Origin of the sequence: Kocuria sp. BT304, from assembly GCF_003290245.1 — a bacterium.
GTDB lineage: Bacteria > Actinomycetota > Actinomycetes > Actinomycetales > Micrococcaceae > Kocuria > Kocuria rhizophila_A.
This window is the reverse complement of the sequence record NZ_CP030039.1, coordinates 1,561,142-1,576,931: the sequence shown is the minus strand read 5'-3', so window position 1 is coordinate 1,576,931 and position 15,790 is coordinate 1,561,142. Positions and strand designations below refer to the sequence as shown.

The window sequence follows — 15,790 nt, the reverse complement described above, 5'->3', positions numbered from 1 at the left end:
GGGCACGACACGGCAGCTGACACGGTGTCAGCACATCCGGGGCCTGAGGGGTAAACTTCCTGGAGAGAACCATTAACGGGCAACGTGTCCTCTGTGCCCCGCGCAGGACCGATGCGGAACCCACGTACAGAAGAGGAAGGGCCGTCTGTGAGTTCGCAAACCCGAACCGGCAGCCGCCACGGCCGGACGCTGAAGGTCTCGGCAGTGGCAGTCCTGGCGACGATCTCGCTCACCGCGTGCTCGGAGCAGACCAAGGTGGGCTTTCTGCCCACGCAACGTGGCACCACCGACAACGCGGACCAGATCATGGATCTGTGGATCGGCTCCTGGGTGGCGGCGCTGTGCGTCGGCCTGCTGGTGTGGGGTCTGATGCTCTGGTGCATGGTCGCCTACCGCCGACGCAAGAACGAGACCGGCTACCCGCGGCAGCTCGCCTACAACGCCCCGCTCGAGATCTTCTACACGATCGTGCCCATCGCCATGATCGTCTCCCTCTTCTTCTTCTCGTTCCGCACGCAGACCGAGATCACGGACCGCTTCGAGAACCCGGACACCAAGATCCAGATCTACGGCAAGCAGTGGGCCTGGGACTTCAACTATCTCGACGACAACGTCCACTACCAGGGTGTGCAGGCGCACCTGACCGGTGAGCCCGGCGTCGAGAAGACCCTCCCCACCCTCTACCTTCCCGCCGACAGCAAGGTCGAGCTGGAGATCACCTCCCGCGACGTCATCCACTCCTTCTGGGTGCCCGCGTTCCTCGAGAAGATCGACATGATCCCGGACCGCACCAACTACATGAGCTTCACCACCGGCCGCGAGGGCACCTTCGCCGGCAAATGCGCGGAGCTGTGCGGCGAGTACCACTCCGAGATGCTGTTCAACGTGGCGGTCGTGAGCCAGGAGGAGTACGACTCGCAGATGCAGAAGCTGCGCGACGAGGGAAACACCGGCATCGTCGGCGACGAGTACAACCGCAACCCGAACCGCAACGCAACCTCCAACAACTAGGGGATAGGCAATGTCTACGCTCGAATATTCGCGGGACGACGCGGCAGCAGCCGCACCCCGCGTTGTCCCACGCTCCAAGGGTCGGGTGATCGTCAACTGGCTCACCTCGACCGACCACAAGACCATCGGGTACATGTACCTGATCTCTTCTTTCGTCTTCTTCTGCGCGGGCGGCGTCATGGCGCTGCTCATCCGTGCCGAGCTGTTCCAGCCCGGGATGCAGATCCTGGAGACCAAGGAGCAGTACAACCAGCTGTTCACCATGCACGGCACGATCATGCTGCTGATGTTCGGCACCCCGCTGTTCATCGGCTTCGCCAACGTGATCGTCCCGTTGCAGCTCGGAGCCCCGGACGTGGCCTTTCCGCGGCTGAACGCACTGTCCTTCTGGTTCTTCCTCTTCGGCTCGCTGATCGCGGTGTCCGGCTTCATCTCCCCCCAGGGCGCAGCCTCCTTCGGCTGGTTCGCCTACGCGCCACTGAACAGCACCACGTTCAGTCCGGGGGTGGGTGGTGACCTCTGGGTCTTCGGCCTGGGGCTGCAGGGCTTCGGCACCATTCTCGGTGGGGTGAACTTCATCACCACCATCGTGTGCATGCGCGCGCCGGGGATGACCATGTGGCGCATGTCCGTGTTCACCTGGACCACCCTGATCACCTCCATGCTGGTCATCATGGTCTTCCCGCCGCTGGCCTCCGCCCTGTTCGCACTGGGCATGGACCGCCGCCTGGGCGGGCACGTGTTCGACCCCGAGAACGGTGGCGCCATCCTCTGGCAGCACCTGTTCTGGTTCTTTGGCCACCCCGAGGTATACGTTCTCGCGCTGCCGTTCTTCGGCATCGTGTCCGAGATCATCCCGGTGTTCTCCCGCAAGCCGATCTTCGGTTACAAGGGCCTGGTGTTCGCGACGATCGCCATTGCCGCCCTGTCCGTGACCGTGTGGGCCCACCACATGTACGTCACCGGCGCCGTGGCGCTGGGCTTCTTCTCCTTCATGACCATGATGATCGCGGTGCCCACCGGCGTGAAGTTCTTCAACTGGATCGGCACCATGTGGCAGGGCTCGCTCACGTTCGAGACGCCCATCCTGTGGGTGCTGGGCTTCCTCTTCACCTTCCTGTTCGGCGGGCTCACCGGCATCATCCTGGCGACGCCGCCGCTGGACTTCCACGTGTCCGACACCTACTTCGTGGTCGCGCACTTCCACTACGTGATCTTCGGAACCATCGTGTTCGGCATGTTCGCGGGCTTCTACTTCTGGTGGCCCAAGTTCACGGGCAAGATGCTCAACGAGCGCATCGGCAAGATCCACTTCTGGATCCTGTTCGTGGGCTTCCACATGACGTTCCTCATCCAGCACTGGCTGGGCGTGGACGGCATGCCGCGCCGCTACGCGGACTACCTGCCGGAGGACGGCTTCACCTGGATGAACCAGTTCTCCACCATCGGCTCCATGCTGCTGGCTGTGTCCATGATCCCGTTCTTCTGGAACGTGTACACCACCCACCGCAACGCCAAGAAGGTGGAGGTTGACGATCCGTGGGGCTTCGGTGGCTCCCTCGAGTGGGCGACCTCCTGCCCGCCCCCGCGCCACAACTTCACCTCCCTGCCTCGGATCCGTTCCGAGCGCCCCGCGCTGGATCTCCACCACCCGGAGCTCTCCGCGTTCTCCAGCCAGCAGTTTGATGCCGAGACCCCCCTGGTTGGCGGCACCGGAAGGAACGGACGATGAGCACCACTATCAAGACCTTCCTGATGCTCGGCGTGTTCTGCACGATCGTGGGTCTGGTCTACGGCTACGTCACGGAGTTCCAGGAGCTCGCCGGGTTCCCGGCGCTGCTGGCCGTTGCAGCCATGAGCTTCATGCTCGTGATCTACCTGTGGCTCGTCCAGCGTTCCACCGGCGGCACCCTGCCGGAGGACCGTGAGGACGGCGAAATCGTGGAGATGTCCGGCGAGTACGGCGCCTTCTCCCCGTGGAGCTGGTGGCCGCTGCTGCTGGGGCTCGGGTGCGCGCTGTTCGTGACGGCCCTCGCGGTCGGCTGGTGGATCATCGGCCTGGCCGTTCCCGTGGCCCTGCTGGGCCTTCTGGGCCTGGTCTTCGAGCACTCCCGCGGAGAGCACGCCCACTGACCCCTGGTTCGTTGAGGTTGCTTCGAGAGCCCGCGTCGTCTGCGAACGGCGCGGGCTCTCGTCGTATCCGCACTCTGGGGCGCACGAGCTCCGCAGCCCCGCAAGGTTGAGGAGCATCCACCACCGGGTGATGGGGGTTGCCCCTGTTTTTCGGCTGTACAGACCCCCTGCGGCGCTACTGACGGCCCGTTTTCGCACCGCTTACGCCCGCTGTGTGGGAGTCCCGGACATTGAGGTCTCAGACGGTGCGTCCCGCCCGTCAGCGGGCGGAAACGTCTCGCCGAGGGCTGTCTCTGCCAGGGGAGAGTTCGGAAGCCCTCGGGCAGTGGGGGGGGAGAAGTGCTCGGGCTGAGGCCGCCCAGGGGCTTCCCAGCGGCATTCTGATGCTGACCCAGGACGCGCTGCGACTCTGCCGCGATGTCGGGATGCAGTTCCGCGTGGCGCTCGGTGCCACGGCCTTCTGGCGTCGGGAGGTCCGACGTAGAGCGTCGTGCTGCGGAGGAGCTCGCGATCCACGACCCTTGTGCCAGGGGAATGCGCGCGCCCCCACGACCGGCAAAGACGCGGCCGGTCCTCAGTCGTCTATCGCCTTCGCACGACATGTGGGCGGGGCCGACGTCCGGGATTCCATGCCGGATCCGGGGTGACGTTGCGCCGATGGGTCGGCAGCCCCTCCAACCCTCCCTCCTGGGCTTTCGGAGCCCAGCATTTGCCCCGCGTGAACCCACCGGACCACCTGATGGTGGGGCCAGCCGAGCCCTCGGCCTGCAGCCGAGGGGAGCACGGGCTACGTGACCGCGCGTGGTGCGGAACTGGGACTAGGTGCAGTGTCCGTCCGCGCACCACGCCCGGTGCTCGCTCCGGATGACGACGGGTGCGGGCTATAGGGCTACGCACTGGTCAGGGCTCGTGGGGTCCTTCCAAGGGGCTCATAACCTGGCCCCGCCTCGGGTCCCGCGCGTGGGGCGTCCATCGAGTGCAGCGAGACTCCAGGCCGCCCCAAGGCGGGGGAGGTCGCTACTGGCAGGTCCTACACTCCGTGTCCGGCTTTCGTCGCTGACTCAACGAGCGCTCCCTCTCAGCCACCGTCCGGTGTGGGGTGCTGGTCTACCCCCGAGGAGGGGCCATGGGCGACAGGCCGCCCGAGAGCCTCTCCGACAGCCGTTCATGCCTCTCAGGGTGCGTGGGGGACGCATGCGCTGGCGGTCTGTTCCCGGCGCCACCTCGTCGGCGGCCCGGTGCTCCAGGCAAAGAAGAGGGCCCGCAGCGATCATCTGATCGCTGCGGGCCCTCCCCAGGGGAGCGGGTCAGTGCTCCCGGTGACTCACCGCTCGAGCTGAGTGGTGTGCGAACCCGCACCCACGGCAACCGGCTCGGCGTCGTGGTGGCCGTGGGCCGCCTCGAGCTCGGCGGGCGTCACGGGCGCCACACGGTCCTCGAAGAAGAACCGGCTCAGGCGGCCGCGCATCTTCTCGGAGGACGTGATCTTGCCCTTCGCGTTGGCCCGCGCCGGCTGGACCTGGCGGTCCTCGAAGTCCACCAGCTTGTAGCGGCGGTACTCGTCCAGGGGCTCGTGGACCTCCACGAACTCACCGTGGGGCAGAGCCTGGATGCGGCCGGACTCACGCCCGTGCAAGACGATCTCGCGGTCCTTGCGCTGCAGCGCAAGGCAGAAGCGCCGCACGATGATGAACGCGAGGATGGGGCCGAGGAAGTACAGCGCCCGCAACCAGTAGATGACGTCGTTCACGGCCACGTGGAAGTGCGTGGCGATGAGGTCACCGGAGGCGGCGATCATCTGCACCGCGTAGAACGTGACGCCAGCGGCACCGACGGCCGTGCGGAACGGCGCGTTGCGCGGACGGTCCAGGATGTTGTGCACGCGGTCGTCGCCGGTGACCCACCGCTCGATCCACGGCCACGCGAACATCACGCCGAACATGCCCGCCATGGGGATCAGCGGTAGCAGGATGGCCAGGGGGATGGCCAGGCCGAAGATGTCGATCTCCCAGGAGAACGGCCACGAGCCGGGCATCAGGCGCAGGCCGCCGTCCGAGAAGCCCATGTACCAGTCAGGTTGCGAACCGGCCTGCACGGGGGAGGGGTCGTACGGCCCGTAGTTCCAGATCGCGTTGATGGTGGTGGTTCCCGCGATCAGCGCGAGGATGCCGAAGACGATGAAGAAGAAGCCGCCGGCCTTGGCCGCGTAGATGGGACCCACGGGGAAGCCGACCACGTTCTGCTCGGTGCGGCCCGGACCGGGGAACTGGGTGTGCTTGTACACCACGACCATGAACAGGTGCACCACGATCATCATGAGGATCAGTGCCGGGATGATCAGCACGTGCACGATGTACAGACGCCCGATGATCGCGTGGCCGGGGAACTCGCCGCCGAACATGAACATCGAGATGTAGGTGCCGACCACGGGCACGGACTTCGCGATCGCGTCCGCGATGCGCAGGCCGTTGCCGGAGAGCACGTCGTCGGGGAGCGAGTAGCCGGAGAAGCCCGCCACGATGGCCAGGATGAAGAGCACGCAGCCCACCACCCAGTTCAGCTCACGCGGACGGCGGAACGCGCCCGTGAAGAACACGCGCAGCATGTGCACGGACAGCGCCATCACGAACAGCAGTGCGGACCAGTGGTGCAGCTGGCGCAGGAAGAGCCCGCCGCGGATGTCGAAGGAGATGTTCAGGGTGGACGCGTACGCGCCGGACATCTCCACGCCCTGCATGGGGACGTAGTTGCCCTGGTACTCCATGGAGGTCATGGTCGGGTCGAACCACAGCGCCAGGAACGTGCCGGAGAGAAGCAGGATGATGAAGCTGTAGAGCGCCACCTCACCGAACATGAAGGACCAGTGGTCCGGGAAGACCTTGCGGCCGAACTCCTTGACGATCGACGAGCCGCCCACGCGGGTGTCCACGAAGTTGGCGATGCGACCGGTGCGGGTGGTGGGTCGGTATTCGAAGTCAGCTGTGGTGGACATCAGTTCGCCTCGTCCTGCATGTCTTTGACGGCGAAGCCGCGCTGCGAGTAGGTCGGTCCAACGGGCTCGTGGAAGTCGCTACGGGCAACGAGGTAACCGTCGGAATCAACGGAAATGGGCAGCTGCGGGAGGGGCCGGGAGGCCGGCCCGAAGATGACCTCACACTCGTTGGTGAGGTCGAACGTGGACTGGTGGCACGGGCACAGCAGGTGGTGCGTGTGCTGCTCGTACAGCGCGATGGGGCAGCCGACGTGGGTGCAGACCTTGGAGTAGGCGAAGATGCCGTCCACGTTCCAGTCTTTGCGCTCCTCGGACACGTTGACCTTGTCCGGGTCCAGACGCATGAGCAGCACTACGGCCTTGGCCTTCTCGTTGAGGTAGCCGTCCTCGTGGCTGACGCTCGTGAGGTTCTCCGGGATCACGTGGAACGCGGAGCCCAGGGTGACGTCCGAGGCCTTGATGGGGGTGCCCGAGGGGTCGCGCACCAGGCGCACGCCCTCGTCCCACATGGAGTGGCGCAGCACCTTGAGGTCGGTGGGGCCGAGGTCCTTGAGCAGTCCCACGAAGGGGAGGGGCATGAGGACGGCGGCACCGATGAGGGTGTTGCGCAGCAACGGGCGGCGCTTGACACCGGACTCGTCGTAGATGGTGTTGAGGATGCTCTGCGCCTCGGCGCGCTCGTCCTCGGTGCGCAGGTCGTGACGCATCTCCACGATCTCGTGGTCGGGCATCAGCGTGCGGGCCCAGTGGACCACACCCACGCCGATGCCGAACATGCCCAGGGCGATGCCGAGACCGAGCAGGAGGTTCTGCAGCCGCAGCTGGGCGGTGGGCTCCGTGTTGACCGCGTCGTACAGCGGGCCGTCCACGCGGATGCCGAAGTACGCCACGAAGAAGATCACGGATCCGACAACGGAGAGCAGGAACAGCAGGACCACCTGGTGTTCGGCTCGCCTGGCCGCCTTGGGGTCTACGTCCGTCACGCGGGGACGGTGCGGTGGAAGCCCCGGATTGGGGAAGTGATCCAGGTCCGCTCCGTCCGAGGTGACAACCGCCCCGCTCTTGTGGGGAGTGCCGTCACGATGGTCGCCCATGTGGTCCCTCATTCTTCTCTTGGTGCTGTGAATAGTGTCTAGGGTGCCGGCCGGGGGCCGGCGGGTGCTCTCAGGCGGAGCGGGAGGTCAGCCAGACGGTGAAGCCGATGACCACGACCAGGCCGATGGTCCAGATGAACAGGCCCTCCGACACGGGGCCCAGCGATCCGAGGCTGAAGCCACCGACGGTGGTGTTGTTGTCGAGGGTCTTCAGGTACGTGATGACGTCCCGCTTCTCCTCGGGGGTGATGTTCGCGTCGTTGAACACCGGCATGTTCTGGGGGCCGGTCTGCATGGCCTCGTAGATGTGCTTCTCGCTGACGCCCATCAGGGACGGAGCGAACTTGCCGCGGGTCAGGGCGCCGCCCTGGCCGGCCGCGTTGTGGCACATGGCACAGTTGGCCAGGAAGATCTTGGCGCCGTTGGCGGAGTTGCCCTCGGCGATGTCGAGGTCCTGCTCCTCGGGAACGGTGGGCCCGGCGCCGAGCGAGGCCACGTAGGCCGCGAGCTGGTCCGTCTGCTCCTCGTTGAACTGCTGCGGCTTCACCTGCGCCTGGGGGCCCTGCATCTGCATGGGCATGCGGCCGGTGCCGACCTGGAAGTCCACGGAGGAGGCGCCCACGCCGATGAGCGAGGGGCCGCTGCTGGTGCCCTGCGCCTGCATGCCGTGGCACGTGGAGCAGTTGGCCTGGAAGAGCTTCTGCCCCTCCTCGATGTCCTGGGCCGAGTAGGTGGTGGTCTCGGCCTTGGCTTCATTGGTGGTTGTGGCAACTGCGTAGAGTCCACCGGTCAGAAGCAAAGCCATGACCAGCAGCGCGAGGGCTGCCAGAGGATGGCGGCGCTTTTGTGAGAGTGCCTTCACGTCAAACGTTCCTTTTACTCGGGTCTAGAACTGGGAGGGGCGGAGGGTCCTGCGGAGGCTACTTGATGAAGTAGACCAGGAAGAACAGGACGATCCAGACCACGTCGACGAAGTGCCAGTAGTAGGACACCACGATGGCCGAGGTGGCCTCGTAGTGACCGAAGCGCTTGGCGACGAAGGCGCGGCCCATGATGAAGAGGAATGCGATGAGACCGCCGGTCACGTGCAGGGCGTGGAAGCCGGTGGTGATGTAGAAGGCGGACCCGTACGCGCTGGCGGCGATGGTCACACCCTCGGACACCAGGGAGGCGTATTCGTAGACCTGGACGGACACGAAGACGGCGCCCATGAGGAAGGTCAGGGCAAACCACTCGGTCAGGCCCCACTTGGAGACCTGGAACAGCCCGCCGGTGCGGCGTGGCTGGAGACGCTCGGCCGCGAACACGCCGAACTGGCAGGTCACGGAGCTGAGCACCAGGATGAGCGTATTGACCGACGCCATGGGGACGTTGAGTATCTCGGTGTTCTCGGCCCACACCTCGGGAGAGGTGGCGCGGAGGGTGAAATACATGGCGAAGAGTCCGGCGAAGAACATCACCTCGGAGGACAACCACACGATGGTGCCCACGGAGGTGAGGTTGGGGCGAGTGATGCTCGCACCCACCGGTTTGGCTGGGGTATGAGTCGCAGTTGTCACAGAGACATTATGTCGCCAAAACTCCCGGTGGACCAACCACCTGGGCCTGCGCGGTGACCGTGTCGCGGGATCGGGCGCGCGGGTCCGGGCAGCGGCGGGGCTCGCACCGGGCGGAGGAGCGGCGCCGGGAGGCGCCGGAGCGACGTCGTGGTGGGGGCCGAAAGGTAGGATCGGGCCCGTGAACACCGAGACCTCCGCCCCCACGTCCTGCCACTGGCCCGACCTGCTCACGGCCCTGTCCCGCGGGGAGGACCTCACCCGGCAGCAGGCCTACTGGGCCATGGACACCATCATGGAGGGGGAGGTTCCGGACGCCGTGATCGCGGGGTTCCTCATGGCCCTGCGCACCAAGGGCGAGAGTGTGTCGGAGCTGAACGGCCTCGCGGACGCCATGGTGGCCCACGCCCGGCGCATCTCGGTTCCCGGCCCGGCTCTGGACATCGTGGGCACGGGCGGGGACCGGCTCTCGAGCGTGAACATCTCCACGATGGCCGCCCTGGTCTGCGCCGGCGCGGGGGCGCGGGTGGTCAAGCACGGCAACCGGGCGTCATCGTCCAAGTCCGGTTCCGCGGACGTGCTCGAGGTCCTGGGCGTGCAGCTGGACATGCCGGTCGAGCGGGTGCAGCGGGCGGCAGGGGAGGTGGGCATCACGTTCCTCTTCGCACAGACCTTCCACCCCGCCATGCGTCACGTGGCGCCGGCGCGCAAGGCGCTCGGCGTGCCCACCGCCTTCAACTTCCTCGGTCCGATCACCAATCCTGCGCGGGTCTCGGCCTCCGCGATCGGTGTGGCCGACGCCGCACTGGCACCTCTCATGGCAGGTGTCTTCCAGCAGCGCGGTGACCGCGCGCTCGTGTTCCGCGGGGGAGACGGGCTCGACGAGCTCACCGTCACCGCGCCCTCCGCCGTGTGGGAGGTCCGGGACGGTCAGACCGCTCAGCACGAACTGGACCCGCTGGACCTGGGGATGCCGCGCGCCACGATCGCGGACCTGCGCGGCAAGGACGCCGCCTACAACGCCGACGTGGTGCGAGACGTGCTCGACGGCGCCGCCGGCCACATCCGCAACGCCGTCCTGCTCAACGCGGCGGCGGGTCTCGTGGCCGTGTCGGAGGACGCCGAGGGACCGTTCCCGGAACGCTTCGCCGCTGCTGTGGACCGTGCCGCGGTGTCGATCGACTCCGGCGCCGCTCGGGACGTCCTGTCCCGCTGGGTGGAGTTCGCCGCTGCCTGAGGTGCGGGGCACACTGCGCCGATCCCGGTGCGGGTGTTCCCGCGCATCTTCTCTTCGGCCAGGCCCGCGCCACGACGACGCCGCCCGGCAGCCTTTCGAGGCGGCCGTCCCCGGTGACCATCGGGCCCGCCCTGCAGCTCCGTGACTGCTTCCGCTGCCCCTCGTGGCTGCCACCGAGGTGCCCGTGAGCGAGGTGCTCGTCACGGAGATGCCTACGGGGTTCCGCGCGGCTGAGGCGCCGTGCCAGCGGGCGGACCGGGCCCGGTTCACGGCTGGGGGAGTGCGCCCTCAGTCGTCGATGCCGAGTGCGAACGCGGCGTCGAGGTCGTGGGTGCTGTAGGTGCGGAACGCGATGTTCGTGCTCGTGGACTCCACGCCGGGGACCTTGGAGAGCTCGTCCGCGATCACGTCCGCGAGCTGCTCGTGGCGCTCCACCCGCACGAGCGCGATGAGGTCCCACTCTCCGGTCACGGAGTAGACCTCGGAGACACCGCGGATGTCGGAGACCTCCTGGGCCACCTCCGGGATACGGTCCGAGGAGGTCTTGATCAGGACGATGGCGGTGAACATGGGGTTCCTTTCCACGGGGTGAGCCCAGCCTAGCCGTGCCGCGGTGCCCGGCCGCCGGGGTGCACCGTGGGACGGCGTCGAGGTGCTGACCGGGCCGGGCGTGTGCTCACCGGCTGCGGATCCTCCGCACCCCGAGCAGCACCAGGCGGTAGCCGATGAGCAGCGCGCCCAGCACCACCAGGCTGACCAGGACGAACGGCAGGGCCGTGCCCTGGCCGGTGAGGGTGCGCAGCACCATGCCGCCGACCTCGGCGCACAGCCACACGGACAGCCCGGTGGGGATCACGGCGGCCGGATGACGCGTGCCACGGCACGCCAGCCACCCCACCAGGGCTCCCACGAGGAACGGCCAGGCCGTCATGAGTGCTCCGGCGACACCCTCCCCGTGGCTGGAACGGCCCAGGGCGGCGAACACGATCACCAACACGATGTCCACGGCCAGGTACAGGGGCCACCCGGTTCCGTCGGGGCTCCGGTGCACCACACCGGCCGTCTCGGGGCGGGCATGCGCGGCCGGGGGAGCGACCGGTGCTTCGTTGGGGGCGTGGTGGGGTGCTGGTGAATCCATACCACCAGTTTAGGGGACCCGAATTTCTCAAGTACGCAGTGAAAGTTGAATAAGAAAATTCAACCCTGACCTCGGAGTACGGGGATGGCTGCGCCGGGGGAGGAATGTAGCCTCGACGGCCTCACCCCTCCAGGGGACGCAGCTCCACGGGCCGGCCGCACGCGGAGGACGCGGTCCGTGCGTCGTCGAGGGCCTCGTCAGGGGTTTCGGCGCGGACGATCCAGAAACCGCCGAGGATCGGTCCGACGTCGGAGACCGTGCCGTGCGCGATCAACGGGTTCTCGGGGTGCTGTCCCGTGGCGTCAACGGTACGTGCCGCCTCGGGTGGTGTCAGGCCGCCCGCGTAGACGAGACGCCCCGAGGACTGGAGGTGCTCGTTGAACGCCGCCACGGCGGTCACGGCCCGCTCCATGTCAGCGGGAGAGCTGTAGACGGCTCCGGCGTCCTGGACACCGGGCTCGTGGTGGACGGCCAGCATGTAGTCGGTCATGGGTGGTCCTCTCGGGGTTCGTGTCACGGGTTCGTGTCCGGGCGTCGATGAAACGTGCGTCCCGGTGGACAGGGTGTGTCCACCATGCGGTACGCCGGTGGGGTGCGCCACAGTTCCGCATGCGCTGGCGGCGGGTCGCAGCCGCGAGGTACGTCGGCCCAGGAAGATGGTCAGCATCAGACGGTCAGAAGGGGTTGGCCTGCTCGCAAGCCCTGAAAGGGGTTCGCCCGACCGCTTTTCCCTGTCACTCGTTTGTACCAGTCGTACACGGAGGGGAGCCGTGGACCCGACGCCAGCCGCAAGGGCCTGTCGCTGGCGCGCGCCAACCGCACACGGTCTCCGGAACATGCGGATCTGCAATCGACAATGCAGCGTCAGATCGACGGGCCTCACGCCATGGTCAGAGGATGTCCAGCATCCGGGGCATGTCCGCTGTTCTGCGGATTTCTGCCGAACCGATAATGTACATTATGTAAACTGGGTCGAGAGGAGTCAGGAGGAACCGCTGATGTGCGGCTCCCCTGGCTCCTTCTGTGGGTGCGTCGTTACCCGCTCGGTGCGGGCTGCGTCTCCTCCTTGCCTGTGAGCGACGACTCGTTCTTGTGGTGGCCCAGGAACGTCAGCACGATCCCGAGTGCCACCCACCCGATGAGCGCCCACACCTGCGCGGCAATGTTCGCGTCCGGGAAGTACGAGAGGTCGCGCAGCAGCGTTCCGGACAGGCCGGGTACGAGCCACTGACCGACCTCGCCGAACGGCGGCAGGATGAACTCCTTCGGAGAGGTCAGTGCGGAGATGGGGTTGCCGATGAACATGGTGAGGACGGCGCCCACGGCCAGCCCGGCGCGTCCGATGAGCGAGCTCAGCCCCACGATCACCGACGCCGTGGCGGCGATGCCCAGCCCGATGGCCGCCCAGTTGGCAAAAAAGTTTGCCTGCAGGATCCCGAACAGGCCCTGCAGGATGGCCGCCAGCACGAATCCGCCGATCACGCCGTACAGCCCCAGGGCCAGCAGGTGCTTGCGCACGCCCGTGACGAGCGTGGAGATGAGGATGCCGCCGATCATTCCGCCCATCGTCAGGGGAAGCCCGGCAATCGCCAGCCCGCTCCCCCGCGGATCGTCCTCGGACAGCGGGACCACGTCGGTGGTCTTCATGGTGGACGGGGTGGCCGCCTGCTGCTGGGGCTGCTGACTCAGGGCCGGCATGCCGGCCGGCCCCTTGGCCAGGGCGCCCTTGATCTTCTCGAGGGCCCTCGTGGTGCCCTCGATGACCTTCTGGTCGATGCCGCGCTGCATAGTGGTGGCCACGCCGCCCAGCATCTGCGAGACCACGGGGCTGGCCGCGCTGGCCGTGAGGATCTCGGGCTGGTCCCCCAGCACGATGCCCCCGTACACCTCGCGGGTCCTGATGCCGTTGACCGCGTCCTCCCGGTGGGCCACGGGGTGCACGTCCAGCAGCTTGTCGGGCATCTTGGCGGTCACGGCGTCGATCTGCTCCTGCGTTCCCACGACGGCCACCGGCAGGTTCTCGGTCCGGGAGGTGGTCGTGGGCCACGCGAACGCGAGCAGCACGATGGAGACCACCGCCGTGGCGATCAGTGCCGCCTTGACGCTCTTGAGTCAGTCCGGGCGCTGCCGGGGCTCCGGAGTTCTGATGTGGGACACAACCCACCCCTTCCACAGAGAATGAATGTTCTTGGAAAGCCTGGACCCGCTCCGCTAAGCTGTCAAGAACGATCATTCGTTTTTGGAGGTGGACGTGCCCAAGGTCACGGAAGAGCACAGGGAGCAGATGCGGCGTCGGATCCAGGACGCCGCCCTGGCCTGCATCGGCCGCAAGGGGTTCTCGGCGGTGTCCATGGCGGACATCCTCGCGGAGTCGGGCCTCTCGGCCGGTGCTGTGTACGTCTACTACCGTGGCAAGGACGACCTCTTCCTGGACGCGAGCCGCGGTGTGATGCGGGACCGGCTCGGGGCACTGAACCGGCTGCACACCCACAGCCCGCTCCCCCATCCGGCCCGCGCCATGGCCATGGTGGTCACGGACCTGCCCGAGGGTGCGACGTTCCCGGGCCTTCCCCTGCAGGTGTGGGGTGAGGCCGTGCGCCGCCCCGAGCTGCGGGCGGCCGCCCGCGCCATCCTGGCGGAGGCAGGCAGCCACCTGCGCCGCTACCTGAGCGCGTGGTTGCGCGCGGAGCACGGCATGGCGGAGGACGACGCCGATCGGCTGGCCGACCGTCTCCGTCCCGCATTCATCGGGCTGGTCCAGGGCTGCATGGTGCAGATGAGTCTGTCGGAGGACCCGGAGCAGACCCACGAGGCCTACGTGGCCGCGGTGGACTCCCTGCTCAGCGGTGTTCTGGCCCAGACGGGTCAGGACACCGGGCGCGCCAACGGCTGACCGGGCGGCGGGGCAGGACGCCGTGGCACGGCAGCCCGGGAGTGCCGAACCTGCCGCCGAGTGAAGAGTCTCCAGGGCTCCCCGCGGGATCCCGCGTGCCGGGCATGCGCGGACCCCGGGGCCCGGGGACAACGTGGTCCAAGGGCACCGGGGTCCGAGTCGAGAGGCGCGGGGTGGGCCTCAGAGCACCGAGCGGTAGACCTCCAGGGTCTGCTGGGCAATGGACTCCCACGAGAAGTGCTCCTCCACGCGGCGCCGCCCGGCCTCACCCATGCGGCGAGCGCGCTCGGGGTTGGAGACCATGTCCGTGAGGGCGGCGGCGAAGTCGTCCACGAACTTCTGGGGGTCCAGGGGGGTTCCGGTACCGTCGGTGACCTGCTCGATGGGAACCAGGGTTCCGGTCTCGCCGTCGTCGACGACCTCGGGGATGCCGCCGGTGGCAGAGGCCACGACAGCCGCCCCGCAGGCCATGGCCTCGAGGTTGACGATGCCCAGGGGCTCGTACACGGAGGGGCACGCGAAGGCGGTGGCGTGGGAGAGGATCTGGATGACCTCGCGGCGGGGCAGCATCTTCTCGATGAGCACCACGCCGTCCCGTTCGCTCCTGAGCTGCTCGATGAGGCCGTTGACCTCGGCGGCGAGCTCGGGGGTGTCGGCGGCTCCGGCGCACAGCACGAGCTGCACCTCGGGCGGCAGCTGCAGGGCGGCGCGCAGCAGGTAGGGCACACCCTTCTGCCGGGTCACCCGGCCCACGAACGCGACGGAGGGTCGGGCGGGGTCGATGCCGTACTCCTCGAGCACGTCGGTGGCCTCGTCCCTGTTCCACTGGGAGACGTCGATGCCGTTGTGCACGGTGCGCACCCGGTCGGGGTCCACGGCCGGGTAGCAGCGCAGGATGTCCTGGCGCATGCCCTCGGACACGGCGATGATCGCGGCGGCGGCCTCGTAGGAGGTCTTCTCCGCGAAGGAGGACACGCGGTACCCGCCGCCGAGCTGCTCGGCCTTCCACGGGCGCAGGGGTTCGAGGGAGTGGGCGGAGAGGACGTGCGGGATGTCGTACATCAGCGAGGACAGGTGCCCGCCCATGTTCGCGTACCACGTGTGCGAATGCACCAGGTCCGCCCCGGCGATGTCCTGGATCATGGTGAGGTCCACCCCGAGGGTCTGCACCGCGGCGTTGGCCTGGTCCAGGTCCGCGGGCACGGGGTAGGCGCGCACGTGGGCACCGTGGAAGTCCGGTTCCCGCGGGGCGCCGAAGCAGCGCACGTTCAGGTCCACCAGCGGTGCGAGCACGCGGGAGAGCTCGGCCACGTGCACCCCCGCTCCCCCGTAGATCGCGGGCGGGAATTCTTTGCTCAGGATGTCTACTCGCACAGTGCGAGCGTACTGCACGGCCTCGTCCGCCCACAGGGGTGCCGGGCACGACGCCGCACGGTCGCCCCGGTCCCGTGCGCGCCCCGAGCAGGACACCCCCACCCCCATCCCCCGCGGTGCGTTGCCGTGCGGTGCCATGCGGTGCGGGTGGGCGCGGTGCGGTGAGATGTGCGCGGTGGTTGCGGCGCCGGGCCCCCGCACGGGCGCGGCGGCGTCGTCGTCTCCACAGCGGAGGAGCGGGGGCGCAAAGTTGCCGCGAGTTCGGGTCACTGTTGTGTGGGCCCTGGAGCAGTGGGACACAATGACGGGACGACGAGTGGACGTCGTGGCCCGTGGGGCCGAGACGTCCCGCGAACTGGAGG

At 67.7% G+C, this 15,790-nt stretch carries 14 protein-coding genes; 5 read left to right on the top strand and 9 right to left on the bottom strand.

The genetic code is table 11. The annotated features are described in order from the left end of the window. Positions 1-204: 204 nt before the first annotated feature. Genes coxB through DNL27_RS07005 form a run of 3 tightly spaced genes read left to right on the top strand, consistent with a single transcriptional unit; the run spans position 205 to position 3,144 of the window. Positions 205-1,011 carry a cytochrome c oxidase subunit II gene (coxB, locus tag DNL27_RS07015; RefSeq protein WP_112235110.1) on the top strand — a complete coding sequence of 269 codons (807 nt, stop codon included), beginning with the start codon at positions 205-207 and terminating at the stop codon, positions 1,009-1,011. Positions 1,012-1,021: 10 nt separating this feature from the next. Beyond that, the gene (gene ctaD / locus DNL27_RS07010) at positions 1,022-2,743 is read left to right on the top strand and encodes a cytochrome c oxidase subunit I (protein WP_112235109.1); all 1,722 of its coding nucleotides are present in this window, start codon (positions 1,022-1,024) and stop codon (positions 2,741-2,743) included. After that, positions 2,740-3,144 (top strand): cytochrome c oxidase subunit 4, encoded by a 405-nt coding sequence (locus DNL27_RS07005; protein ID WP_012398352.1) that lies wholly within the window; start codon positions 2,740-2,742, stop codon positions 3,142-3,144. Before ctaD ends, DNL27_RS07005 begins: the two co-directional genes overlap by 4 nt. 1,324 nt (positions 3,145-4,468) lie before the next feature. On the opposite strand, the gene DNL27_RS07000 is transcribed toward DNL27_RS07005, so the two are convergent. Genes DNL27_RS07000 through DNL27_RS06985 form a run of 4 tightly spaced genes read right to left on the bottom strand, consistent with a single transcriptional unit; the run spans position 4,469 to position 8,789 of the window. After that, complete coding sequence (locus DNL27_RS07000) at positions 4,469-6,136, bottom strand: ubiquinol-cytochrome c reductase cytochrome b subunit (protein WP_112235108.1); 1,668 nt, start codon at positions 6,134-6,136, stop codon at positions 4,469-4,471. Further along, complete coding sequence (locus DNL27_RS06995; RefSeq protein WP_012398350.1) at positions 6,136-7,242, bottom strand: ubiquinol-cytochrome c reductase iron-sulfur subunit; 1,107 nt, start codon at positions 7,240-7,242, stop codon at positions 6,136-6,138. Before DNL27_RS06995 ends, DNL27_RS07000 begins: the two co-directional genes overlap by 1 nt. Positions 7,243-7,300: 58 nt before the next feature. Then, positions 7,301-8,092, bottom strand: a complete 792-nt coding sequence (locus DNL27_RS06990) for a c-type cytochrome (RefSeq protein ID WP_012398349.1) — start codon at positions 8,090-8,092, stop codon at positions 7,301-7,303. Positions 8,093-8,150: 58 nt separating this feature from the next. Further along, positions 8,151-8,789 (bottom strand): heme-copper oxidase subunit III, encoded by a 639-nt coding sequence (locus DNL27_RS06985; protein ID WP_012398348.1) that lies wholly within the window; start codon positions 8,787-8,789, stop codon positions 8,151-8,153. 178 nt (positions 8,790-8,967) lie between these two features. Between DNL27_RS06985 and trpD the strand changes: the two genes are divergently transcribed. Then, positions 8,968-10,023, top strand: coding sequence for an anthranilate phosphoribosyltransferase (gene trpD / locus DNL27_RS06980; RefSeq protein WP_058954686.1), 1,056 nt, complete (start codon positions 8,968-8,970; stop codon positions 10,021-10,023). 288 nt (positions 10,024-10,311) lie between these two features. Here the strand turns inward: trpD and DNL27_RS06975 are convergent, their stop codons facing one another. The 4 genes from DNL27_RS06975 to DNL27_RS06960 form a co-directional block, all read right to left on the bottom strand. Beyond that, positions 10,312-10,593: an Lrp/AsnC family transcriptional regulator gene (locus DNL27_RS06975; protein WP_041297362.1), complete on the bottom strand. Its 282-nt coding sequence runs from the start codon at positions 10,591-10,593 to the stop codon at positions 10,312-10,314. Positions 10,594-10,699: 106 nt separating this feature from the next. After that, complete coding sequence (locus tag DNL27_RS06970) at positions 10,700-11,161, bottom strand: DUF3054 domain-containing protein (protein ID WP_112235107.1); 462 nt, start codon at positions 11,159-11,161, stop codon at positions 10,700-10,702. A 121-nt stretch (positions 11,162-11,282) separates the two neighbouring features. After that, positions 11,283-11,651, bottom strand: a complete 369-nt coding sequence (locus DNL27_RS06965; RefSeq protein WP_112235106.1) for a YciI family protein — start codon at positions 11,649-11,651, stop codon at positions 11,283-11,285. A 545-nt stretch (positions 11,652-12,196) separates the two neighbouring features. Next, positions 12,197-13,237, bottom strand: a complete 1,041-nt coding sequence (locus DNL27_RS06960) for an ABC transporter permease (protein ID WP_239494273.1) — start codon at positions 13,235-13,237, stop codon at positions 12,197-12,199. 175 nt (positions 13,238-13,412) lie between these two features. Between DNL27_RS06960 and DNL27_RS06955 the strand changes: the two genes are divergently transcribed. Beyond that, positions 13,413-14,054 (top strand): TetR/AcrR family transcriptional regulator, encoded by a 642-nt coding sequence (locus DNL27_RS06955; RefSeq protein WP_239494271.1) that lies wholly within the window; start codon positions 13,413-13,415, stop codon positions 14,052-14,054. A 180-nt stretch (positions 14,055-14,234) separates the two neighbouring features. Here the strand turns inward: DNL27_RS06955 and glgA are convergent, their stop codons facing one another. After that, a complete protein-coding gene (glgA, locus tag DNL27_RS06950; RefSeq protein WP_012398341.1) occupies positions 14,235-15,428 on the bottom strand; it encodes a glycogen synthase in 1,194 nt (397 codons plus the stop codon). Positions 15,429-15,790: the final 362 nt, after the last annotated feature.

Bases quoted from the DNA above. Each gene is read 5' to 3' on its own strand.
- ctaD (WP_112235109.1), top strand. From the start codon at position 1,022: ATGTCTACGCTCGAATATTCGCGGGACGACGCGGCAGCAGCCGCACCC.
- DNL27_RS07005 (WP_012398352.1), top strand. From the start codon at position 2,740: ATGAGCACCACTATCAAGACCTTCCTGATGCTCGGCGTGTTCTGCACG.
- DNL27_RS07000 (WP_112235108.1), bottom strand. From the start codon at position 6,136: ATGTCCACCACAGCTGACTTCGAATACCGACCCACCACCCGCACCGGT.
- DNL27_RS06995 (WP_012398350.1), bottom strand. From the start codon at position 7,242: ATGAGGGACCACATGGGCGACCATCGTGACGGCACTCCCCACAAGAGC.
- DNL27_RS06975 (WP_041297362.1), bottom strand. From the start codon at position 10,593: ATGTTCACCGCCATCGTCCTGATCAAGACCTCCTCGGACCGTATCCCG.
- DNL27_RS06970 (WP_112235107.1), bottom strand. From the start codon at position 11,161: ATGGATTCACCAGCACCCCACCACGCCCCCAACGAAGCACCGGTCGCT.
- DNL27_RS06965 (WP_112235106.1), bottom strand. From the start codon at position 11,651: ATGACCGACTACATGCTGGCCGTCCACCACGAGCCCGGTGTCCAGGAC.